The sequence below is a fragment of the Macrococcoides caseolyticum genome, from assembly GCF_002902665.1.
GTDB lineage: Bacteria > Bacillota > Bacilli > Staphylococcales > Staphylococcaceae > Macrococcoides > Macrococcoides caseolyticum.
In genome coordinates this window covers 25,018-43,798 of sequence record NZ_PPRM01000004.1, presented here as the reverse complement: position 1 = coordinate 43,798, position 18,781 = coordinate 25,018, and the positions used below count along the sequence as shown (strand labels likewise).

The 18,781-nt window shown below is 36.0% G+C and carries 17 protein-coding genes and 1 pseudogene; 3 read left to right on the top strand and 15 right to left on the bottom strand.

Annotated features, from left to right (window positions below):
* Positions 1–552: 552 nt before the first annotated feature.
* The 5 genes and pseudogenes from CD152_RS00895 to CD152_RS00875 all read right to left on the bottom strand — a co-directional run.
* On the bottom strand, positions 553–1,365 hold the full coding sequence (locus tag CD152_RS00895; protein ID WP_103214239.1) for a class C sortase: 813 nt from the start codon (positions 1,363–1,365) through the stop codon (positions 553–555).
* Entirely contained in the window at positions 1,362–2,231 is an 870-nt protein-coding gene (locus CD152_RS00890; protein ID WP_101152274.1) for a class C sortase, read from the bottom strand. Before CD152_RS00890 ends, CD152_RS00895 begins: the two co-directional genes overlap by 4 nt.
* A gap of 58 nt (positions 2,232–2,289) precedes the next feature.
* Positions 2,290–3,765: a SpaH/EbpB family LPXTG-anchored major pilin gene (locus tag CD152_RS00885; protein WP_101142982.1), complete on the bottom strand. Its 1,476-nt coding sequence runs from the start codon at positions 3,763–3,765 to the stop codon at positions 2,290–2,292.
* Positions 3,766–3,816: 51 nt separating this feature from the next.
* On the bottom strand, positions 3,817–7,119 hold the full coding sequence (locus tag CD152_RS00880) for a SpaA isopeptide-forming pilin-related protein (RefSeq protein WP_169926139.1): 3,303 nt from the start codon (positions 7,117–7,119) through the stop codon (positions 3,817–3,819).
* A 525-nt stretch (positions 7,120–7,644) separates the two neighbouring features.
* Positions 7,645–7,785 (bottom strand): annotated as a pseudogene (locus tag CD152_RS00875) (PfkB family carbohydrate kinase); the annotation flags it as partial.
* A gap of 174 nt (positions 7,786–7,959) precedes the next feature.
* Between CD152_RS00875 and lqo the strand changes: the two are divergent.
* Both lqo and CD152_RS00865 read left to right on the top strand, forming a co-directional pair.
* Positions 7,960–9,459 carry an L-lactate dehydrogenase (quinone) gene (lqo, locus tag CD152_RS00870; RefSeq protein WP_103214237.1) on the top strand — a complete coding sequence of 500 codons (1,500 nt, stop codon included), beginning with the start codon at positions 7,960–7,962 and terminating at the stop codon, positions 9,457–9,459.
* Between the two features lie 22 nt (positions 9,460–9,481).
* Complete coding sequence (locus CD152_RS00865; protein WP_083754247.1) at positions 9,482–9,583, top strand: SE2200 family small protein; 102 nt, start codon at positions 9,482–9,484, stop codon at positions 9,581–9,583.
* A gap of 383 nt (positions 9,584–9,966) precedes the next feature.
* Here the strand turns inward: CD152_RS00865 and CD152_RS00860 are convergent, their stop codons facing one another.
* From CD152_RS00860 to CD152_RS00830, 7 genes are all read right to left on the bottom strand, one after another.
* Positions 9,967–10,875, bottom strand: coding sequence for a D-ribose ABC transporter substrate-binding protein (locus CD152_RS00860; protein ID WP_103214236.1), 909 nt, complete (start codon positions 10,873–10,875; stop codon positions 9,967–9,969).
* Between the two features lie 18 nt (positions 10,876–10,893).
* Positions 10,894–11,835 (bottom strand): ABC transporter permease, encoded by a 942-nt coding sequence (locus CD152_RS00855; RefSeq protein WP_099483868.1) that lies wholly within the window; start codon positions 11,833–11,835, stop codon positions 10,894–10,896.
* Positions 11,828–13,312, bottom strand: a complete 1,485-nt coding sequence (locus CD152_RS00850) for a sugar ABC transporter ATP-binding protein (protein ID WP_103214235.1) — start codon at positions 13,310–13,312, stop codon at positions 11,828–11,830. The genes CD152_RS00855 and CD152_RS00850 overlap by 8 nt, the downstream gene beginning before the upstream one ends.
* A gap of 14 nt (positions 13,313–13,326) precedes the next feature.
* Positions 13,327–13,722 carry a D-ribose pyranase gene (gene rbsD / locus CD152_RS00845; protein ID WP_086038094.1) on the bottom strand — a complete coding sequence of 132 codons (396 nt, stop codon included), beginning with the start codon at positions 13,720–13,722 and terminating at the stop codon, positions 13,327–13,329.
* Positions 13,715–14,584 carry a ribokinase gene (rbsK, locus tag CD152_RS00840; RefSeq protein ID WP_101141609.1) on the bottom strand — a complete coding sequence of 290 codons (870 nt, stop codon included), beginning with the start codon at positions 14,582–14,584 and terminating at the stop codon, positions 13,715–13,717. The genes rbsD and rbsK overlap by 8 nt, the downstream gene beginning before the upstream one ends.
* A 1-nt stretch (position 14,585) precedes the next feature.
* Positions 14,586–15,554, bottom strand: a complete 969-nt coding sequence (locus tag CD152_RS00835) for a LacI family DNA-binding transcriptional regulator (RefSeq protein ID WP_103214234.1) — start codon at positions 15,552–15,554, stop codon at positions 14,586–14,588.
* Between the two features lie 275 nt (positions 15,555–15,829).
* A complete protein-coding gene (locus CD152_RS00830) occupies positions 15,830–16,162 on the bottom strand; it encodes a hypothetical protein (RefSeq protein WP_232237405.1) in 333 nt (110 codons plus the stop codon).
* 140 nt (positions 16,163–16,302) lie between these two features.
* On the opposite strand from CD152_RS00830, the gene CD152_RS12220 reads away from it, so the two are divergent.
* Positions 16,303–16,509, top strand: a complete 207-nt coding sequence (locus tag CD152_RS12220) for an IS3 family transposase (protein WP_111626106.1) — start codon at positions 16,303–16,305, stop codon at positions 16,507–16,509.
* On the opposite strand, the gene CD152_RS00825 is transcribed toward CD152_RS12220, so the two are convergent.
* The 3 genes from CD152_RS00825 to CD152_RS00815 all read right to left on the bottom strand — a co-directional run bounded on the left by CD152_RS00825 (position 16,450) and on the right by CD152_RS00815 (position 18,629).
* Complete coding sequence (locus CD152_RS00825) at positions 16,450–17,244, bottom strand: hypothetical protein (protein WP_103214233.1); 795 nt, start codon at positions 17,242–17,244, stop codon at positions 16,450–16,452. The two genes, CD152_RS12220 and CD152_RS00825, sit on opposite strands and share 60 nt — an antisense overlap.
* Positions 17,245–17,641: 397 nt before the next feature.
* Complete coding sequence (locus CD152_RS00820; protein ID WP_103214232.1) at positions 17,642–18,244, bottom strand: DUF6339 family protein; 603 nt, start codon at positions 18,242–18,244, stop codon at positions 17,642–17,644.
* Positions 18,245–18,365: 121 nt separating this feature from the next.
* Positions 18,366–18,629 (bottom strand): hypothetical protein, encoded by a 264-nt coding sequence (locus CD152_RS00815; protein ID WP_103214231.1) that lies wholly within the window; start codon positions 18,627–18,629, stop codon positions 18,366–18,368.
* Positions 18,630–18,781 lie beyond the last annotated feature (152 nt).

The window sequence follows — 18,781 nt, the reverse complement described above, 5'->3', positions numbered from 1 at the left end:
CAAAAGACACCTTACCATTTATTTCTTCCAGACTTTTATTCATATTATCATCTCCTTATACAATAATATACCATAACTTTAGGTAAACCTAAAAGTTTTTTTAATAATAAAATATATTCTTTTATTCTCTATCGTTACCCCATGCGTAATCTACACAACAATAAAATCCCGCGCTTCAATCGAAACGCGGGGACTGATATTATTCATATAAGTAGTTTTGATTGGCTACAAGCTTAGAGAAGGTACATCATACTTGCATAGTGACTAGGACTCTTCTTCCTAAGAGTAATAACATGTTTTTCATTTACAATCACAAAACCATCGCATTACTGCTTGGTGTCATATTTTCAAATAAGCGTACCATTTAAAGTTTAAATTCTGGTTTAAATGTTCTTCTTGTTCTAGCCATAAATAAATCGCCTACTTTCTTAATTTAACATTACATCCCCTCAGGTAAGTTGTCCAATTAAGCGTAGACGATTCAAAGAAACTCATATTATCTAATACGCTCTAAATTTTAACTTATTGTTTTTAATAAATTATATATTCATGTTAATGATGCATAATCTTTTTTATAAAAGCTAATGACAACAAGAGAATTACGACTATCACAAACCATGACTCCGAAAGCACTTTCAATCTTTCCATCAACGATTGCTCCTGAGAAAGCGGCTTTGTTTTAGGATGCTTTATCTTATTGCCATCCTTTGTTGTTCTCTCTGCATAGATTAATATTCTATCTGCTCCAGAAGGCGTACATGTTAATAACGTAATAATATCTTTTCCTTTAATAATCGATAATGCCTCTACCTGATCGGGGCGGACTACCTTTTTGTCATATACTTTATAGTAGAGCGTCTCCTTGAAGTTATTGATAATAATATTATCTCCATTATCAAGCTTGTCGATATGTGTGAACCATTCATGATAGGGTGAGTAGCTGTGTGCTGCTAAGACACTATTAGTTGAACGCCCACCTACCGGAAAACTTGTGCCAATGACTCTAGATACGCCTCTATTTAAGTTCTCAGGGGTAGCTTGATCGTATACTGGATAATGCAGATTGAGCTTCGGAATTTTTATGGTTGCTATTGTATCATCTGTGCCAAGTTGTTCATCATATTGATTATTGGTTTGAACTTTAACTTTAGGTGTTTCAATATTTTGAGATGATAGCATATCACGATTATAGGCTTCAAACTGTGTATACTTCACTTTCTGATGTGTAGCGTTCACTTGAAATTGTCTATCCAGTACTTTGGATTGATGGGACATGTCGTAATTATAATAGACTTTTGCCATCAGAGGATACAGACAGATAAGCAATCCTGCAACAAAGACAATAATTGCCGTCTTCTTGCTCATCGATCCACTTTTTTCTTTCCATGCTTTTTGAAATATCGATAGAGCAGGTAGATTACAATAGATAACCCGATACCTATCAAATAGTTCTTATAGACGTATAGAAATTTATACCACCATGGTTCCTGAGTCGATTGATGGCTCGTCGCTTCGGGCGTATATGGAACGCGATGACCAGTTACTATCAGCCGATGTGAATTTATCATGTACGGTGTACATGTCAGTAGTGTTAATCTGTCTGTACCTTTCTTTATTTTCAAATCTCTGAAATCATCCGGTTTTATCACCTTGATACGTTCAACTTTGTAGGCCAGTATCCCTTGAATATTATGAACATATATCATGTCCCCTATCTTCATTTTATCAAGATCGGTAAACAACTTCTTATCAGGCAGCCCTCTATGTCCTGTGATGATACTATGGGTGTTCTTTCCGCCTACAGGTAAGGAAGTATTCTCAAGATGTCCAAGTCCTTGTTGAAGCACTCTTTCCGTTGTTCCGGCAAATAAAGGGATATCCTGATGAATAGCAGGTATCTCAACATGACCTATCTTCTCATGTACTTCCAGCATCTTCGCATATTCACGTTGACCTTCTTGTTCTTGTGCTTTACTATATGCGTCGTGTAATGCTTCATTTCCTGTTAACAACTGATTATATGCTTTCGCCTTATCGATACGTGCTTTAATCTGCTGATCTGACAGCAGTTCAACTTCTTTATTGAAATCATTAACTTCGTTACTCGCTTCATAATCATAATATACCGCACTGATCATAGGATAGATCAATATGCCGAACCCAGCGAAGAATATCAAGCCGAATATCACATTAGAGATCCTATTTTTCTTTGTTTTCTTTTCGGGTTTCAAAAAATCGCCTTCCTTATTAAAAAAATGAGGTGGACAGCGTCCACCACATTTAACAAAGTTATGCTTGCTTTCTTCTAAAGAATACTAAAGCTAGCGCCATTAGTCCAATACCTATTATTGTGAAGATAACTGTACCGATTCCACCAGTGTTCGGTATTTCAGTCTTCTTATTGATGATTTCTTGTGCTGCTGCATCTGCTAATACTGTAGCTGATGGGTCAGCATGGTAAGATGTTGAGTTTACAGTAAATTCTGTAACTGGATTTGTTGGTAATGAGTAACCTTTAGGTGCTTTTACCTCTTTAATCTTATAAGTTGTTGCACCTGTGTTGTTAGCGTTGTCATCACCATACGCTAATCCTTTGACTTCAAATTTACCATCTGCTGATGAGATAAATTTCGTCGCATCGTTTTCAGATTTCGTCCATGAAACTTTAAGGTTGCCGTCTTGAACAAGGTAGTCTCCTGCATCATTCATGATAACAAATTCTGCTTCACCTAGATTAGTTCCTTGACCATTTGTCTTAACAAATTTCTTTCCTCCAGTATAGACTTTCGGAATATCTGTAGGAGGTACAGTTGGTGGTGGTGTGTCTTTACCAGGTTGAGTTGTCACACCGTGACCATTATCAAAGTTTAAAGTCGCATCATTACTGATAGGTAATCCCATAACCGCTGTGTCATTGATCATTGTTGGCACGAAGATTTCTAGTTTAGGATTTTCTACATTTAATTTACCTAGCCCTGCTTTTGTAAAGCTGACTACTAATTTATTATTACTATAAGTTGCTGTATAGTCTCCTGATGAAAGTACGTTACCGTTAATCGTAACTTTTACTTTTTCCGTACCTTGAAATGTCAATCTTGAATCGATTGTATCTGTAACTTCAAACTTTTCATACTCTTCGATACCTTTTGGTACAGAGGGTTGAATGATCCAGTTGAATGATTCACCTACTGCAAATGATGCAGACTTTGTATTATCAGATTTAACATCCTTATCGATTGTCGGCAAATCTTGTAATGTATTCTTCGGGAATACGTGCAGATCATTAATGTAACCTGTTCTTGCCTCATTAGTGATTGGAAGCTCAAGTCCAAATGGTACTGCTTTAGCATCTTTAATTGCTGTTGATTTATCTTCGATGAACCAGTAGTAACCTTCTGCTAAATTTGGTACTTTAGTTGTTCCGTCTGCTGCTGTTTTCGGAGTCGTTCCTGTAGGTTCTGACAGTAAAGTACGTACTTTTTCTAACGTATCATAATTCTGAGGATTCGCTTTCAACTGCTTTAATTGTTCTGATGTTACTTTCCAGTAAGTAAATGAAATATTAGAAATCGGCTTTGATCCTGCAGGCGCAGTACCATTTACTAACTGATCATAAGTGGCAGTTGTTTCTTCAGAACCTGTTATTTTATGAATTGTTAAATCCGTTACTTTCCCCGTTGCTGCTGATGCTTTTACAGGTAATACTAATCCTAATACAAGTGTAACTATTAAAAATATTGACAAACGCTGTGTAAATTTAGACATATAGTCCTCCTAATTTTTTAATTTCTATAATAAACTGCTAATGCAGGATTATTACTGTCGAATAAATACTTTCTTTCTGCTCCATACGGCAATTCCCATGATAAGCAGGCCTAATAAAGTATAGAATATGGTTCCTGTTCCCCCTGTATTCGGTAAGATATCACTGTTGCTTTTGTTAGGAACTTTAACGATTACTTTTTCATCGTTTTTAACTGTAATATTAATAGGCTCACTATTTAACTGATAATTCTTTGGCGCTTGAACTTCTTTCAGTATGTAGTTACCTAGGGGTAATGCTTTAAATAATACCTTTCCATCAGTTCCAGTCGTCAGTGTACCAATTAGGTCACCTGCTGAATTTCTCAGTTCAAACTTCGCACCAGGTAACAATTCATTTTCATTACCAGTCTTATGTTTGATCACCTCTATTGAACCTAATAACTTTTTATTAATTATCTTAAATTTATTTGTATCAGTATAAAGTACATTATCTATTCTAATTTCACCGTTACTAGCAATAACGACAGTGTAAACTTTAGAGTCTTTTATGAAGCCATTCGGTGCACTTTTTTCTGTGAGACTATATCGTCCCTTTTTTAAGTTATCAAATAGCACTTGTCCACCAGAGCTGGAAGTTCGGCTCAATGTATTCCCACTGACATCTTTCAGTTCAAAAACCGCTCCTTGTAATGGTTTTTCATTATCATCTACCTTATTAAATACAAAGTTATAAGATGGACTTTTCGCTTTAGCTTCAGGAACCGGATACTCTCTTAAATTGATAGAGGCACTAGAAGGTTTCAGTGTTGTAGTACCATTCATCGGATACCACTGATTTTCCACAAAGTTGTCGTCTGTTACTCTCAGCTTTACTTTGTAGTTGAGATTAACCCATTCACCTTTTCCTAAATTTAATCCCTCCATCTTTAATGTCTTTGTGTCTGGATCATAATCAACCGGTACATTCTCTAGATCTGGGTTGGAGGCGGTTAATGTATAATCGGACTTATCAAATATATTGTCACTACCTAAATTGAGATCATACATAGGCCCTATCGGATCAGTTACAACACCATTAGAAATACTATTCGATACACTTTGTGAAATCTTTGATAATTTTTTTGACAATTCTGATGCAGAGTCCTTTGTTGTAAATGCATATTCCGTTCTTGATGCAATGTTACTGAGTACTTTATTCATATCCTCTTCGGTTGCACCTCCGCTTGCAACGGTTGTATCTAATCCAATAGAGAAGATATCAAAATCTGGTCTTGAGTTCTTAATTAACTTCGCCTGTGAAATCGTTGGCTGACCATGATTGGTAATTTTTGTATATAGACCTATCAAATAAGGATCGTGTATGCCATTATATCCCAAATAGCCATTCAAGTTAAAGTTTGTTCCATTCCCTTTAACGACGCTGCTAAACGATGTGATGTTCTCACTGCCCGTAGCACTAATCCCTTTGTAACTCAAAGTCGGTGCACCGTCTGTAAGCACAACCATCACTTTCTTTGAAGCCCTGGATGTACTGAGTAGCTCAGAACCACTTCTTAGACCTTCTTGAGTAAATGTTCCACCCCCTTGACCACTTGGAACATAACTTGAGTAGAACTTAGATTTAATATCTGCAGGATTCCCTGAAAATCCTGGATTAATCGACGGTCTCAATGCTGAAGCAAAGTTAACGACACCAATCCTTACTTTAGTGTTAGTCCCTGTATTAGCCTGGGTTACCTCATCTATGAATTTGAACACATCATCTTTCATACTCTGCCAGCGTGTCTTTCCATTTCCTATAATAGCGCCCATACTTGCTGAATTATCTACCACAAGAACGATATCTACCGTTTCTTGTGTAACAGATGCACGGCCTTGCGTCTTTAAATCAATTGCATATTCATTTTCAGTTGATGTCGGTTGTGCTTGTTTCCACTGAAATGATTCATTATACTCAACAGGCTGTGGGGTTCTATTGCGATACAGTCCTTTTTCGTCCCAAGCCATGTTGCTGATTTGCCCTTTATATGTAGGATATGGGTCGTCAGCTACTCCAGCTACATTGTTCATTGGTGCAAAGCCTAGTAAGTTGACGTTTGCAAGGCTGAATGTGCTAAGCAGCGGGATTTCTTTAGGTGCTGCATAGACTAACGATCTTTTCAATCTTTTCAATGAATTATTCCCAGTACTTTTATTTATATCTTGCTTTGCAGATATTTCATTTACCTTATTCTCTGCCTTTGCCTTATCCTCTACCTTTGGTTGTGCTGTAGGCTCGGCTGAAGCTTCATCTTTCTTCGCTACTTTAACAGCTGCTTTAGGCTGGTCGTCTTGTTTTGTTTCTACACTATTCTCAGGATGAGTATTTTCTGCTTTTTCTTTAGTGACTTCAATATCAAAGTTTGACGTTGTAGCCTTAAATCCTTCTGTGTCCTCTACTTTAATATCGTAATCGATTCTATTCCCTTGATCATCGTTAAGCGGTAGGTTCTCTTTCGTATAGTGAGATTGTGTTCCGTCTACCAGCACTTCATCCACGATTGATCCTGTTGCTCTATTGATAATCTTTATATTTAGCGGTTTGTCCGACTCGTTACGAATATTTCCTTCTATCTTTGTGGAAAGATACTGCAGTAAGATATCGTTTGCCTTTACATCAACTTTGTAGTTGCCAGTTGCCTTAGGGCGCACTTCATACTCTATCAGCTGATTATCAATGTTAAATTTGTTGAGGTGATCAAATGTATATTCGAGATGATCAGCGTTTACAACAGTGCGGTCGACAACTGTCTGATGCTGCTTATCAATCAGTTCAACTTCTAGTGCCGGAGGGGTTACTTTATCAGGCACATCTTTATATTGAACCTTTCCACTTAGTTGTGTTTTAACAAAGTAGATATCGCTTGCTGTCACGTGCTGATTTATGTCTGCTGATAACGACACCTTGTAGTTAGACTGCTGATTATCCGTAATTACAGAAGAAAACTCAACATTTAATGGTTCCTCTAATGCTTTGATGCTCAGTAGAAATACTTTCTTTTCTGGATCAGGTTGCGTTACTGTTACACCTTTGGCATTCAGTAACATATTTAATTCCGCAAGACGGATATCATGCCCACCTTGCAGTTCCATTTTAATGACTACGTCCTTCAATCTTGAATTCGCTTCATTTACCTTCAGATGCCACTTTACCTTATTATTACTTTCACCCTTCTGTTCCACATACAACATATTCGGATTGCTAGTTTCAGGAACGCTGTCAATGTCTTGTGCTGAAACAATGCTCGGGCTCAAGCAGAAAGTAATTACAATTATAAGGCTCGTCAGCAAATTTAATAATTTTTTAATGCTCATCACCACTCTCTTATTCTTTATATTGTGCAATATTATCATGCAACTATAACTATTATTTCAAGCATTACCATAAAATATTGTGTAAGTCTTAAACCCAATTCATTATATACATTTTTTCAATATAATACTAGTACTATTTTTAATTTTTTACATTTTTTATTTTGAACAACCAATATTGCAAAAAAATAAAGCCTTACACTATCTAATTGAAGTAGTGCTAGACTAAATACTAGAACAAATATGACATTCAAGCAGATTATAAATATCTTATTAAATGAAAATTATTTAAATTCATGTATATTGAGTTAATTAATGACGTCACCTTTTAAAAGAATGGTTAATAAAAGTATTAACATACTATACTAGAATATAAGACGGATAGAAAATGCTTATTGTCATATGTTAATTTCAATTTAATATCAACTGACGAAACCTAATTTCCAATTATTAAAAAGGAAAAAATTAGAAGGTTCAATTGCTTTTCTTTATAAATTTTGATAGATTTCATTGCATTGTCATTGCCATCCCATCACTCAATGCCACTGCAAGTGCACCGTTAAATGTATCATCGATGCCGGTTGTATCCACTACGTCTGCTTTAATACCCGGTACATTGACAAGCTGACCATTATAAAATACTGCACCTTTGTCTCCAAATGTTACAATAGCTCACTATCTCGTTAAAATTTTTATCGTTACTACTCACAAGGTATCTATACGACAATCATCAAGTACTAATTTTATGAAATAAAATTTATTTCTTTATCTCGAGCTAAGTATTTTAAATTTCAAATCGATTGTACTATACTATCACTTATATGCAATAGGAAGGAGATCAATATGAGTAAACAAGAATCAAAAACAGTTGTTGTTATTGGCGCTGGGGTTTTAAGCACAACGTTTAGTTCTATGCTTAAAGAATTAGAACCAAGTTGGAATATAAAACTTTATGAACGTTTAGACCGCCCTGGTCTCGAAAGTTCAAATGAGCGTCATAACGCAGGAACAGGTCACGCTGCTTTATGTGAATTGAACTATACAGTGAAACAACCTGATGGATCAATCGACATTGAAAAAGCAAAAGAAATTAACGAACAGTTTGAAATTTCAAAACAGTTTTGGGGACATTTAGTCAAAAGTAAAAATATTTCAGACCCTAAAGACTTCATACAACCATTACCACACATCAGTTTTGTTAGAGGTAAAAATAACGTCCAATTCTTAAAAGACCGTTATCATGTGATGAAAGAATCTCCAATGTTCGACAATATCGAATTTACAGAAGATATCGAAGAAATGAGAAAATGGATTCCATTAATGATGCAAGGTCACAGTCCAAGTGATATTATGGCCGCTAGTAAAATCAATGAAGGTACGGATGTGAACTTTGGAGAGCTAACACGTAAAATGGCTCAAAATATTGAACAACACCCAAATGCTGATGTTCAGTACAATCATGAAGTTATCGATTTTAATCAAAGACAAGATGGTAAATGGGAAGTAAAAGTACGTCAACTTAATAGTGATGACGTTCAAACTGAAATTGCTGATTATGTATTTATCGGTGCTGGTGGCGGTGCAATCCCACTATTACAAAAAACAGGTATTCCTGAAAGTAAAAATCTAGGCGGCTTCCCGATTACAGGTCAATTCTTAATTTGTACTAACCCAGACATCATCGCGCAACATGACGCGAAAGTCTATGGTAAAGAGCCACATGGGACACCACCAATGACTGTACCACACTTAGATACACGTTATATTGATGGTGAACGTACATTACTATTCGGTCCATTCGCAAGTATTGGCCCTAAATTCTTAAAAAATGGTTCTAATTTAGATTTATTTAAATCTGTTAAACCATATAATATTGCAACATTATTATCTTCTGCAGTTAAGAATTTACCTTTAATCAAATATTCTATCGACCAAATCTTAATGACTAAAGAAGGTTGTATGAACCATTTACGTACATTCTACCCAGAAGCACGTGACGAAGATTGGGAATTATATACAGCAGGTAAACGTGTACAGGTCATTAAAGACACACCTGAATATGGTAAAGGATTTATTCAATTCGGTACAGAAGTTGTTAACTCTAAAGATCATACAGTGATTGCACTATTAGGAGAATCTCCAGGAGCATCAACTTCAGTTTCAGTAGCATTAGAAGTACTTGAGAGAAACTTCCCTGAATATGAATCTGAATGGACACCTAAAATTAAAGAAATGATACCGTCATATGGTCAATCACTTATTGATGACACAGAATTGATGAAAAAAATTCGTCAACAAACATCAAAAGATTTAGAACTAAATTATTACCAAAATAATAAATAGACAAAATAAAGGAATGATGAGCTTGAAAAAATTATTAATCGTAACAATTATTGGTGGTGCTGGTTTTTATGCGCTTAAGCGTTATCAAAAACATGTAAACGCAATGCCAAATATAGAATATTAATATTAAAAAATATTTTGTAAAACCTTTTAGTGATAAAAAAGTTCACCTGTCTAGAGTGAACACAAAAGTTGAAACTTTTAGTTAAGTTACGTATTTTAAAGCAAGATTTCTACATATAGAAATCTTGCTTTTTAATTTGATTAAATGAACCGCTATTTTGATGATTTTTAATCCATTTATCTAACAATATTATATTTAGATTTCCCGTTTTCAAATAAACGTACCATTTGAAGTTTAAATTTCGGCGTAGATGTTCTTCTTGTTCTAGCCATAAATAAATCGCCTACTTTCTTAATTTAACAATATATCCCCCTAGGGGAGTTGTTCAATTAAGTGTAGACGACTCAAACCACTTTCATATATTTTACAGGTCTTTCCCTTCTTTATTGTTCCACAAGTTTTAGCGGTACTTTTACTTCTGATTTAATTTTCTTTCCATCTTTTAAATCTAATATTGCTTTAACTGCATCTTCACCCATCAGTGCGGGTTGTTGTGCAATGGTTGCATCTAGTTTTTTATTTTTGATAGATTTCATCGCATCGTCATTGCCATCGAAGCCTACGACGAGTATGTCTTTTGTACCAATTGCCTCGATCGCACCTAGTGCCATTTCATCATTATGGGCAAAGATCGCTTTAATGTCAGGGTGTGACTGGATCATATTTTGAGTGACATTCAAACCTTCTGCTCTATTGAATTTAGCTGTTTGTTTTGATGCTACCTCTAATTGTTTGTCAGCAACAATATGGAATCCCTTTCCTCTTTCACGCGTTGCACTGGCACCGGGCACGCCTTCAAGTTCGCCGACACTTGCTTTTTCTCCTACTTGTTTAACGATATATTCCCCTGCCATCTTACCCCCTGCGACGTTATCAGATGCTATAAACTGCGTTACTTTTCCTTGTTCAACGGATCTGTCTAACGTAATTACAGGGATATCTTGAGCGTTTGCATTTTGAACTGCTGAAGAGATGGCTGCTGAGTCAGTTGGATTAATGATTAAATAGTCCACCTGCTGCTGAATCAAGTCATCGATATCGTTGGATTGTTTCGCTGAATCATCTTGCGCATCGACTACTTTAATTTTGAAGTTATTGTTCTTGGCTTCTTTTTGTATCGCTTCTTTAATGGAGACGAAGAACGGATTATTCAATGTTGATAAACTTACGCCAATCGTAATATCTTTGTTTGATTTATTTGTTTTATCTTCTTTTAGATATGCTGGGGGTTCTAGGCTGCATGCTGATAAAGTTAACAGAGCGACAAGTAATAATGGTAATATCCTTTTCATTGCTACACCTCTTTAGTTTTATTTTTTGCGATCAATCAATACGGCAATTAGAATTACGATACCTTTAATCACTTGCTGGTAGAAAGAAGAGACGCCTAATAAGTTTAAGCCGTTGTTCAGCACACCAATGATCAATACACCGATTAATGTCCCGAATATTCGACCCTTTCCTCCTGTTAGTGATGTACCACCTAGCACCACTGCTGCAATGGCATCAAGTTCATATGATGTACCCGCTGTTGGTTGTGCAGAATTTAAACGTGATGTCAGTATGCCGCCTGCCAGTGCTGCCATTAATCCTGAAATAGAGTAGATCAATATTTTGACTTTATCGACTTTAATACCGGAAATAAATGCTGCTTTCTCATTACCACCGATTGCGTATGTGTTTTTACCAAATACAGTTTTATGTAACAAGAAATATAGCACGCCAAATGCGAGTAACATCGTAACTGCAGGTACTGGGATCCCGAAGAAATACCCTTTACCGAATACCTGGAACCAGAAATTGTCTCCCAAGTTTGTAATAGGGTTACCGTTCGTTACAACCAGTGTCAGTCCTCTGAAGATTGTCATCGTCGCTAACGTTGCAATGAATGGTGCCATCTTACCAAAAGTAACAAGCACACCATTGACGGCACCTAACAGTGTCCCGATCAATGCACCAAGACACAATGCTAACACTGGATCCACACCGCTTGTGATCAGTATTGCAGTCAGTGCACTGGATAGCGCGAGAATAGAACCGACACTTAAATCAATCCCACCTGTTAAGATTACAAATGTCATCCCAAATGCAATTAATCCATTGATTGAAACTTGTCTTAATAAGTTTAAAATATTATTCGGTGCAATAAAGCCGTTATTAAGTATTGTGATAATCACTACTAAAATAAGCAATCCTAATAATGGTCCTAAGCGTTCAATTAAACCTCTCTTTTGCAATGATTTACTATTCATTTAATTCGCCTCCTGTAGCGAGCGTCATTATTTTCTCTTGCGTGATGTTATCTCCAGTTAATTCTCCACGAATTACGCCTTCTTGTAGTACATATACGCGATCACTTAATCCGATGATCTCAGGCATTTCTGAAGATACCATGATGATTGATATGCCACGTTCAGTAAGCTCATTCATGAGATTATATATCTCACGTTTAGCCCCAACATCAATCCCGCGAGTAGGTTCATCTAATATTAATACTTTCGGTCCATTTCCTACCCATTTTGCGATCACGACTTTCTGCTGGTTCCCTCCTGAAAGCGAAGATACCGGTAATTCTTTGTTAGATTTTATGGACAATCTATCTTGCATTTGTTTGACAAATAATTCTAAAGGGTCATTTTTAATAACTCCAGATTGACTAAAACTTCTAATGTTAGCCATGGTCATATTGTCTTTAATAGATGCATCGAGTACGAGGCCTTCATCTTTTCGGTCTTCCGTGATAAATGCAAGACCGTGTCTTATTGCGTCTCCCGGATTGTTGATGGAAACATTCTTCCCTAGTATCTTAACGGCTTTATCACCTTTATCGATGCCGAATAAGCTACGCATGATTTCTGTTCGCCCTGCCCCCATCAATCCACTGAAACCTAGTATTTCACCTTCCCTTAGATTGAATGAAATATTATCCATTCCAAATGCATCATTGGATAAATGATCGACTTCCAGTATCACTTCTCCTGGCTCCACTGTTCTGTCTGGGAACTGCTGATCCAGACTACGTCCCACCATCGCATGAACAAGTTCGTTATAACTCGTTGCATCCGTGCGTTTACGCAACACTGTTACACCATCACGCATGACGGTAATCTCATCTGATATCTTAAATATCTCATCCATACGATGACTAATATAGACGAAGCTGACGCCTTCAGACTTTAATTTATCGATAAGGATGAATAATTTATCAATCTCTTTATCTGTAAGGGCTGCAGTAGGTTCATCCATAATGATGACTTTAGCATCTGTCATCAGTGCTTTTGAGATTTCAATCATCTGCTGCTCACCGATCGAACATTCACCTGCTAATTTATTGAGCGGCAAGCTGAAGTCAAGATGTTCAAATACTTGTAATGCTTCTTGCTTCATTTTCTTTTCATCAATCTTGCCAAACTTATTTGTAATCTCTTTGCCGATAAATAAATTCTCAAGCACCGTCATCTCGGGCCATATATTAAGTTCCTGGTGAATAAACTGAATCCCTGCTGCTTCAGATTCTTTCGGCGACTTGTAATTCACTGTCGTGCCGTCTACAGTGACCTCTCCTTGATCTTTCGAATGAATACCGGATAAGATATTCATCAATGTTGATTTACCGGCACCATTCTCTCCCATCAAAGCATGTACGGTCTGATCATTGAGCACAAAATCTACACCTTGTAAGACTTTATTATCACCAAATGCTTTATGGATATTCGTCATTTTAATCATGAAAGCACCCCCTCTTAGAAATTAACACCACTTCTTAAAATAATATTTGCATACGGCGTGGCTTCTCCTGTTCTTATGATGACCTTCGAGTTTTCTGTCAGCGTCTTAAATTGTTCATGAGTCACAAAGTCATTCGGTATACCTTTCACTATGCTGTCAACCTCTTTCAACACTGCTGGGTTGCTATCCTTTATCTCCTCAGCTAAAGTGACGTGTTCAATGACCATGTGTCGTGCCATCTCATCAACGACATCAATAAATGAAGGTAAGCCTTGTCTGACTGCGAGATCAATCTTCTGTACACCCTTTGGAACAGGCAACCCACAGTCAGCGATGACAATCGTATCTGTATGTCCTAAGTCACTTAACACTTTAGAGATCTCACTGTTTAACGTCCCTGTCTTATACATCTGTCATCACCGCTCTATACGGCATACCGCCTTGTGCACCTAAGCCTGTTACAGAAATACTCGCCGCCTTATTTGCAAATAAGATCGCATCATCAAGTGTCATCCCTTCGCTTAATGCCACCGCAAGTGCACCGTTAAATGTATCACCGGCACCTGTTGTATCCACTACATCTGCTTTAATACCCGGCACATTGACAAGCTGACCATTATAAAATACGGCACCTTTGTCTCCTAGTGTTACGATCATCTTGTTCGGATAATCTTGGATGACCTCCTCATACTCTTCACCAAACAACTCTTTCACTTCCGTTTCATTAGGCGTGAAGTAAGTCACCTTCTTCAAATAATCCAGTTCAATCTCTATAAATGGTGCTGGATTATAAATTGTCGTTAACCCGAGTTCATTGCACTTATCAATGGTGAACAATATGACGTCTTTAGGAATCTCATTTTGAAGCACCACTATCGCATCTTCTGCAGCCTCACTCAGAACTTGTGCGACTTGATGAGTTGTCACTGCAAAGTTTGCACCCGGCACGACGATAATTGAGTTATCATCTTCTGATAACGTAATATGTGCTGTACCACTTGATACATGTGTAACCGATTCCACATTGGATACATCAACGCTATTCTCTCTAAAGTTCGCTAATATTTGTTGCCCAAAGTCATCCGCTCCTACAGCACCGACCATCTTAACCTTACCACCCAGACGACTTGCACTTACCGCCTGGTTAGATCCCTTCCCGCCGGTTGTCATAAAGAATGATTCACCTAATATTGTTTCACCCTTCAGCGGTCTTCTGTCACTCTTAACCACTAAATCAATCGAAGCACTACCTATCACATAAATCTCACGCATTTTATTCACTCCTTGTACTTTTTCTTTCAACTAAGCTTACATCTATCTTTATCTCTTTTCTTACTTGCTTACCATTCAGCAGATCAATCAACTGCTCACACGCGAGTCTCCCTAGTAAATACGAAGGCTGCCTTACCGTCGTTAGACTCGGGAAATACGACGCACTGATTTGTATGTCGTCATAACCCACCACCTGAACATCACCCGGAACGTTCACACCATTATGCTGTAGCAGTCCCATGACCTGAATTGCGATTAAATCGTTATAGCAGATGATTCCGTCATACGTCTTATATCGGACTTGATCCAGCAACGCATGACCGACACCCTCACCATTCAGCTCAAGAGTCTCAAAGACAGCACCACTCTCTTCAAGCGTGTGGATCGCACCCTCTAGACGATGCTTAAAAGAACTAAACTTCATATTACCATTGATCACTAAAATGTTTTTACAGCCATTATCCAGCAAACATTCCGCCTGTAACACGCCACCTTTATAATGATCCGCTTCAACAGAATACTCTGTCTCACCGATACGGTCTAACATCACATGCAGCATCTGTGAAGATTGAATATACTGTAACGCATCCTCCCATACGAGCGCAGAAGAAATTAAACCGACACAGTTATGCATCCGGAACGTATCAATATATTGACGCTCCTTATCCCGATTCTGATCACTGTTACCGATAACAACATGAAACCCTCGCTCCAGCGCCGCATCCTCAACCCCACGCGCCACGACAGTGAAAAATGGATTGCTAATATCCGGCAGCAATAAACCGATAATCTTCGACTGTTTCTTATACAGCGTACGTGCCGTCTCATTAGGCTTATACTTTAAAGACTCAATCGCTCTATTAATCTTCTTTAAGGTATCCTCGTGCACATACCCCGAGCTATTCATCGCTCTAGATACCGTAGCAACGGACACACCCGCTTCTTTCGCTACATCTTTTATCGTCGCCATCCTAACTCTCCTCACGTTGTGTAACCGATTACATAAAATATATCACGAAATGAAATCGATTACAATGATTAGTTTATGTTTTTATCTATTTATCTAGTCAAATAGATTGGCAACTTCATTGTCTAAAAAAGCAACCGAATCATCGATTGATTCGGCTGCTTAAAAATAATGAGAAAAATATTCAATGTCATACATATTGATGGAGCAAAGAATTGAACATAGTTAAGTTACAACTCAAATTAAAAATTGATAATTGTATAAAAGCTATATTAATTTTATTTGTTGTTATTAATCATATGTGAGAAGTAGTTTAATATAGGCACTTTATTTTCAATTAAATAATTTCCTAATCCTTTTTCTATATCTCTTGCATTTTCTTCAACAGGAATAATAAATGCATAGTCATAGTAGTTCCTTAATGTATCATAAATTTCTTCTCCGTATACCGTGCTTAAAATAATTTTTTCATTACCAGATGCACCTGATAAATATATTGCTTTAAATAAATCTCCTTGGCTCTTATAAGTATAAGTAGATTCACCAACGCAGACAACCATACCATCTGAACGTAATAAAACATAAACGTAGTCAGTTTTTATTTTCTCCATTTTCTTCTTAAAACTTTTATCGATTTATCTATAGCCATTATATTTAGCTACCAAAAATCGCCTACTTTCTCAATTTAACAATATATCCCCTCAGGAGTGTTGTCCAATTAAGTGTAGATAATCCACCATTCAAAATATTGATGACCCTGCTTTTGCTTATTGATATGTACATCACTTGTAGAACATTATTCAAACAAATGAAATTTGAAAGTTTGAATCAATTAGAAATAGAATTATTTGATTATATAAATTGGTATCACAATTTTTGGCCACATTCTTCATTACAGTTACTTTTTATAGTCAACTATATCCAATGCAACCGCAGAGTGATCTGTCCATTTTTCTAAACGAGGCTTATCAATTATTGATTGCTTCACACCCATGTCATATAATTTTTCTGTTGATAGAATATAGTCTATTCTACTTTGTTTATGAGTCGGTCTATCATTTGATTCACCTTGCTTCATCCACAAATCTATAGCACCACTAGCTAATATTCCATCAAATTTTCTTCTATTTGTGTCGTTCGTAGCAAAAACATTTAAATCCCCTAAAATTACCGATTTTTTGTCTTTCAACAAATCAAATCTATTTTTGACCTTATCCCATTTATCCAAATCTTTTTTAAAAGGTTTCATATGCAATGCTAAGAAATAAACATCATTTATTATAATTTCTAAACTTCTATAATCATTAAAAAAGTTATTATCTCCATAAGTGTAATCAATATTTTGTTTTATGAAACCACACGTAATACTATTTCTGCCCTTTTTAAATGTTTCTTTTTCTTGATGATTAGGTAAAAGTATTTCAAAAGAATTTTTGTTCATTATGTCTAACAACATGTTCCAAGATTGAGAATTAGTATCAACTTCATAAAAGAAAATCAAATCATACACTTTAGAAAAATCAGAAATATATTTAACATTCTTTAAAATAGTCGTTTCGTTGTTACTTCTCCAATTATCGACATCTTTATTAAAGCTACCCCAATTATATTTTTTTCCAGATTTATAGTCATATAATATAGGTTTATTATTAGTCCCCCCAAAATTATTTACATTTACACTTAATATTCTCATTATTTTCTCCTTATGTCTTTGATTTAATTCATTAATACATCTAAAAGTATTATGATATTAGAATATAGCCTGACATTGATTAGCACTTTATCGATCACGTTTTATTTGGATTCTTATTAATGAAAGGTTTAAGAAAAGGATGTTCTAACTCAATAAATATGAGATCATAACCTCCTGACTTTTTTCTACTAACAAATATTCCAATCCATATTATAAATTTAAAGGAAAATTTTTAAATAAGCACGATTCATAAGAAATAAATCCCAATCAATTATATCATTTTTCTTGGAGATAAAAAAATCTTATCAATTATAACTATTTATTCTTCTAACAACTTTATAACCTCCTCCCTACTCATCAAATCAAGCACAGCTCCTCCACCTAATAAATTCAAATATCAATTCGCTTCTACAAAGTGCAATCGCTTACTTCCTACACCTTGCTGCTTTAATTTATATAGCGTTGATAGTATAACCAGTTCTAGTTCTTTATTCGTCGTAAAGTTACTTAAGAAGAACACAACAGCTCTCGCAATGAAATCATTCTCGCAGAAAAATTTTGTTAACGTATATGGGGTTTCAGGCGTTTCTTCATACGTCAAATATCCTACCCACCATAACCTCGAAAGCATATTAACAAACAGCAAATGTTGCACCTCGTTCACATAAACTGATGCAGATTTAACACACTTTTTATTCGCTTTATCCAAATCCTTCTTCAACCTATATTGAATACAGTCAAGATAGTAACTAAATGCCGTTGCCACCCAGAATTTCTCCTGACTCGTCTGCACCGGTGTGATACGTTTCAAAATCTCATACATAATTTCAAAATTCTTCCTGACCGCCTCTTTATAATCCTCTTCAATCAGTAAAGACTGATAATCAAATATCATATTATCTTCTAATATATTGGCTTCTTTTATATATTCCCTAACCTTCGCGTTATACCTTGTAATAAACCCTTTACTAAAATCTTCAAATTTCGCTTTTAAGTTCATAACCTTCTCTTCTATTACATATCTAATAATTGTTCCATTAGTTCTTCACTCCTTCGCTAAACATTTTAATCGCGCTTAATGCCTTAAATACAGAATCTCGTAGCAAATTCTGTACAATGACTTAACTCTCTGCTCCTCGGTCACCCATCATTATGATATCGTCCCCAGAAACTTCTAATATGTGTTTAATAACTTGATACCATCTGTTACCTTCGAACTCTTCATATTGATGTTCTATCTTCGCAAACACATGCACTAGTGGTGGAAATACTATGTTTGTAATAATTACTTCTTTGAAATCTGTTTTTGCATACTGTGCGTAAATGTCATAACTTTCTACTGGCAATGGGATAATGATTTTATCTGAACTATAATCAATCGTCATATAAGACGATTACTTTGAACATCTAATATTGATGGTTGATTGTATATTCTTAAAGCCATCTTCATTCTCGCTTAATACTACTTCAGACATTTTTACAACTGCTATCGTTAGATAGATGAAACGCATAGTTTAACCATAAATAGCATCGCCTA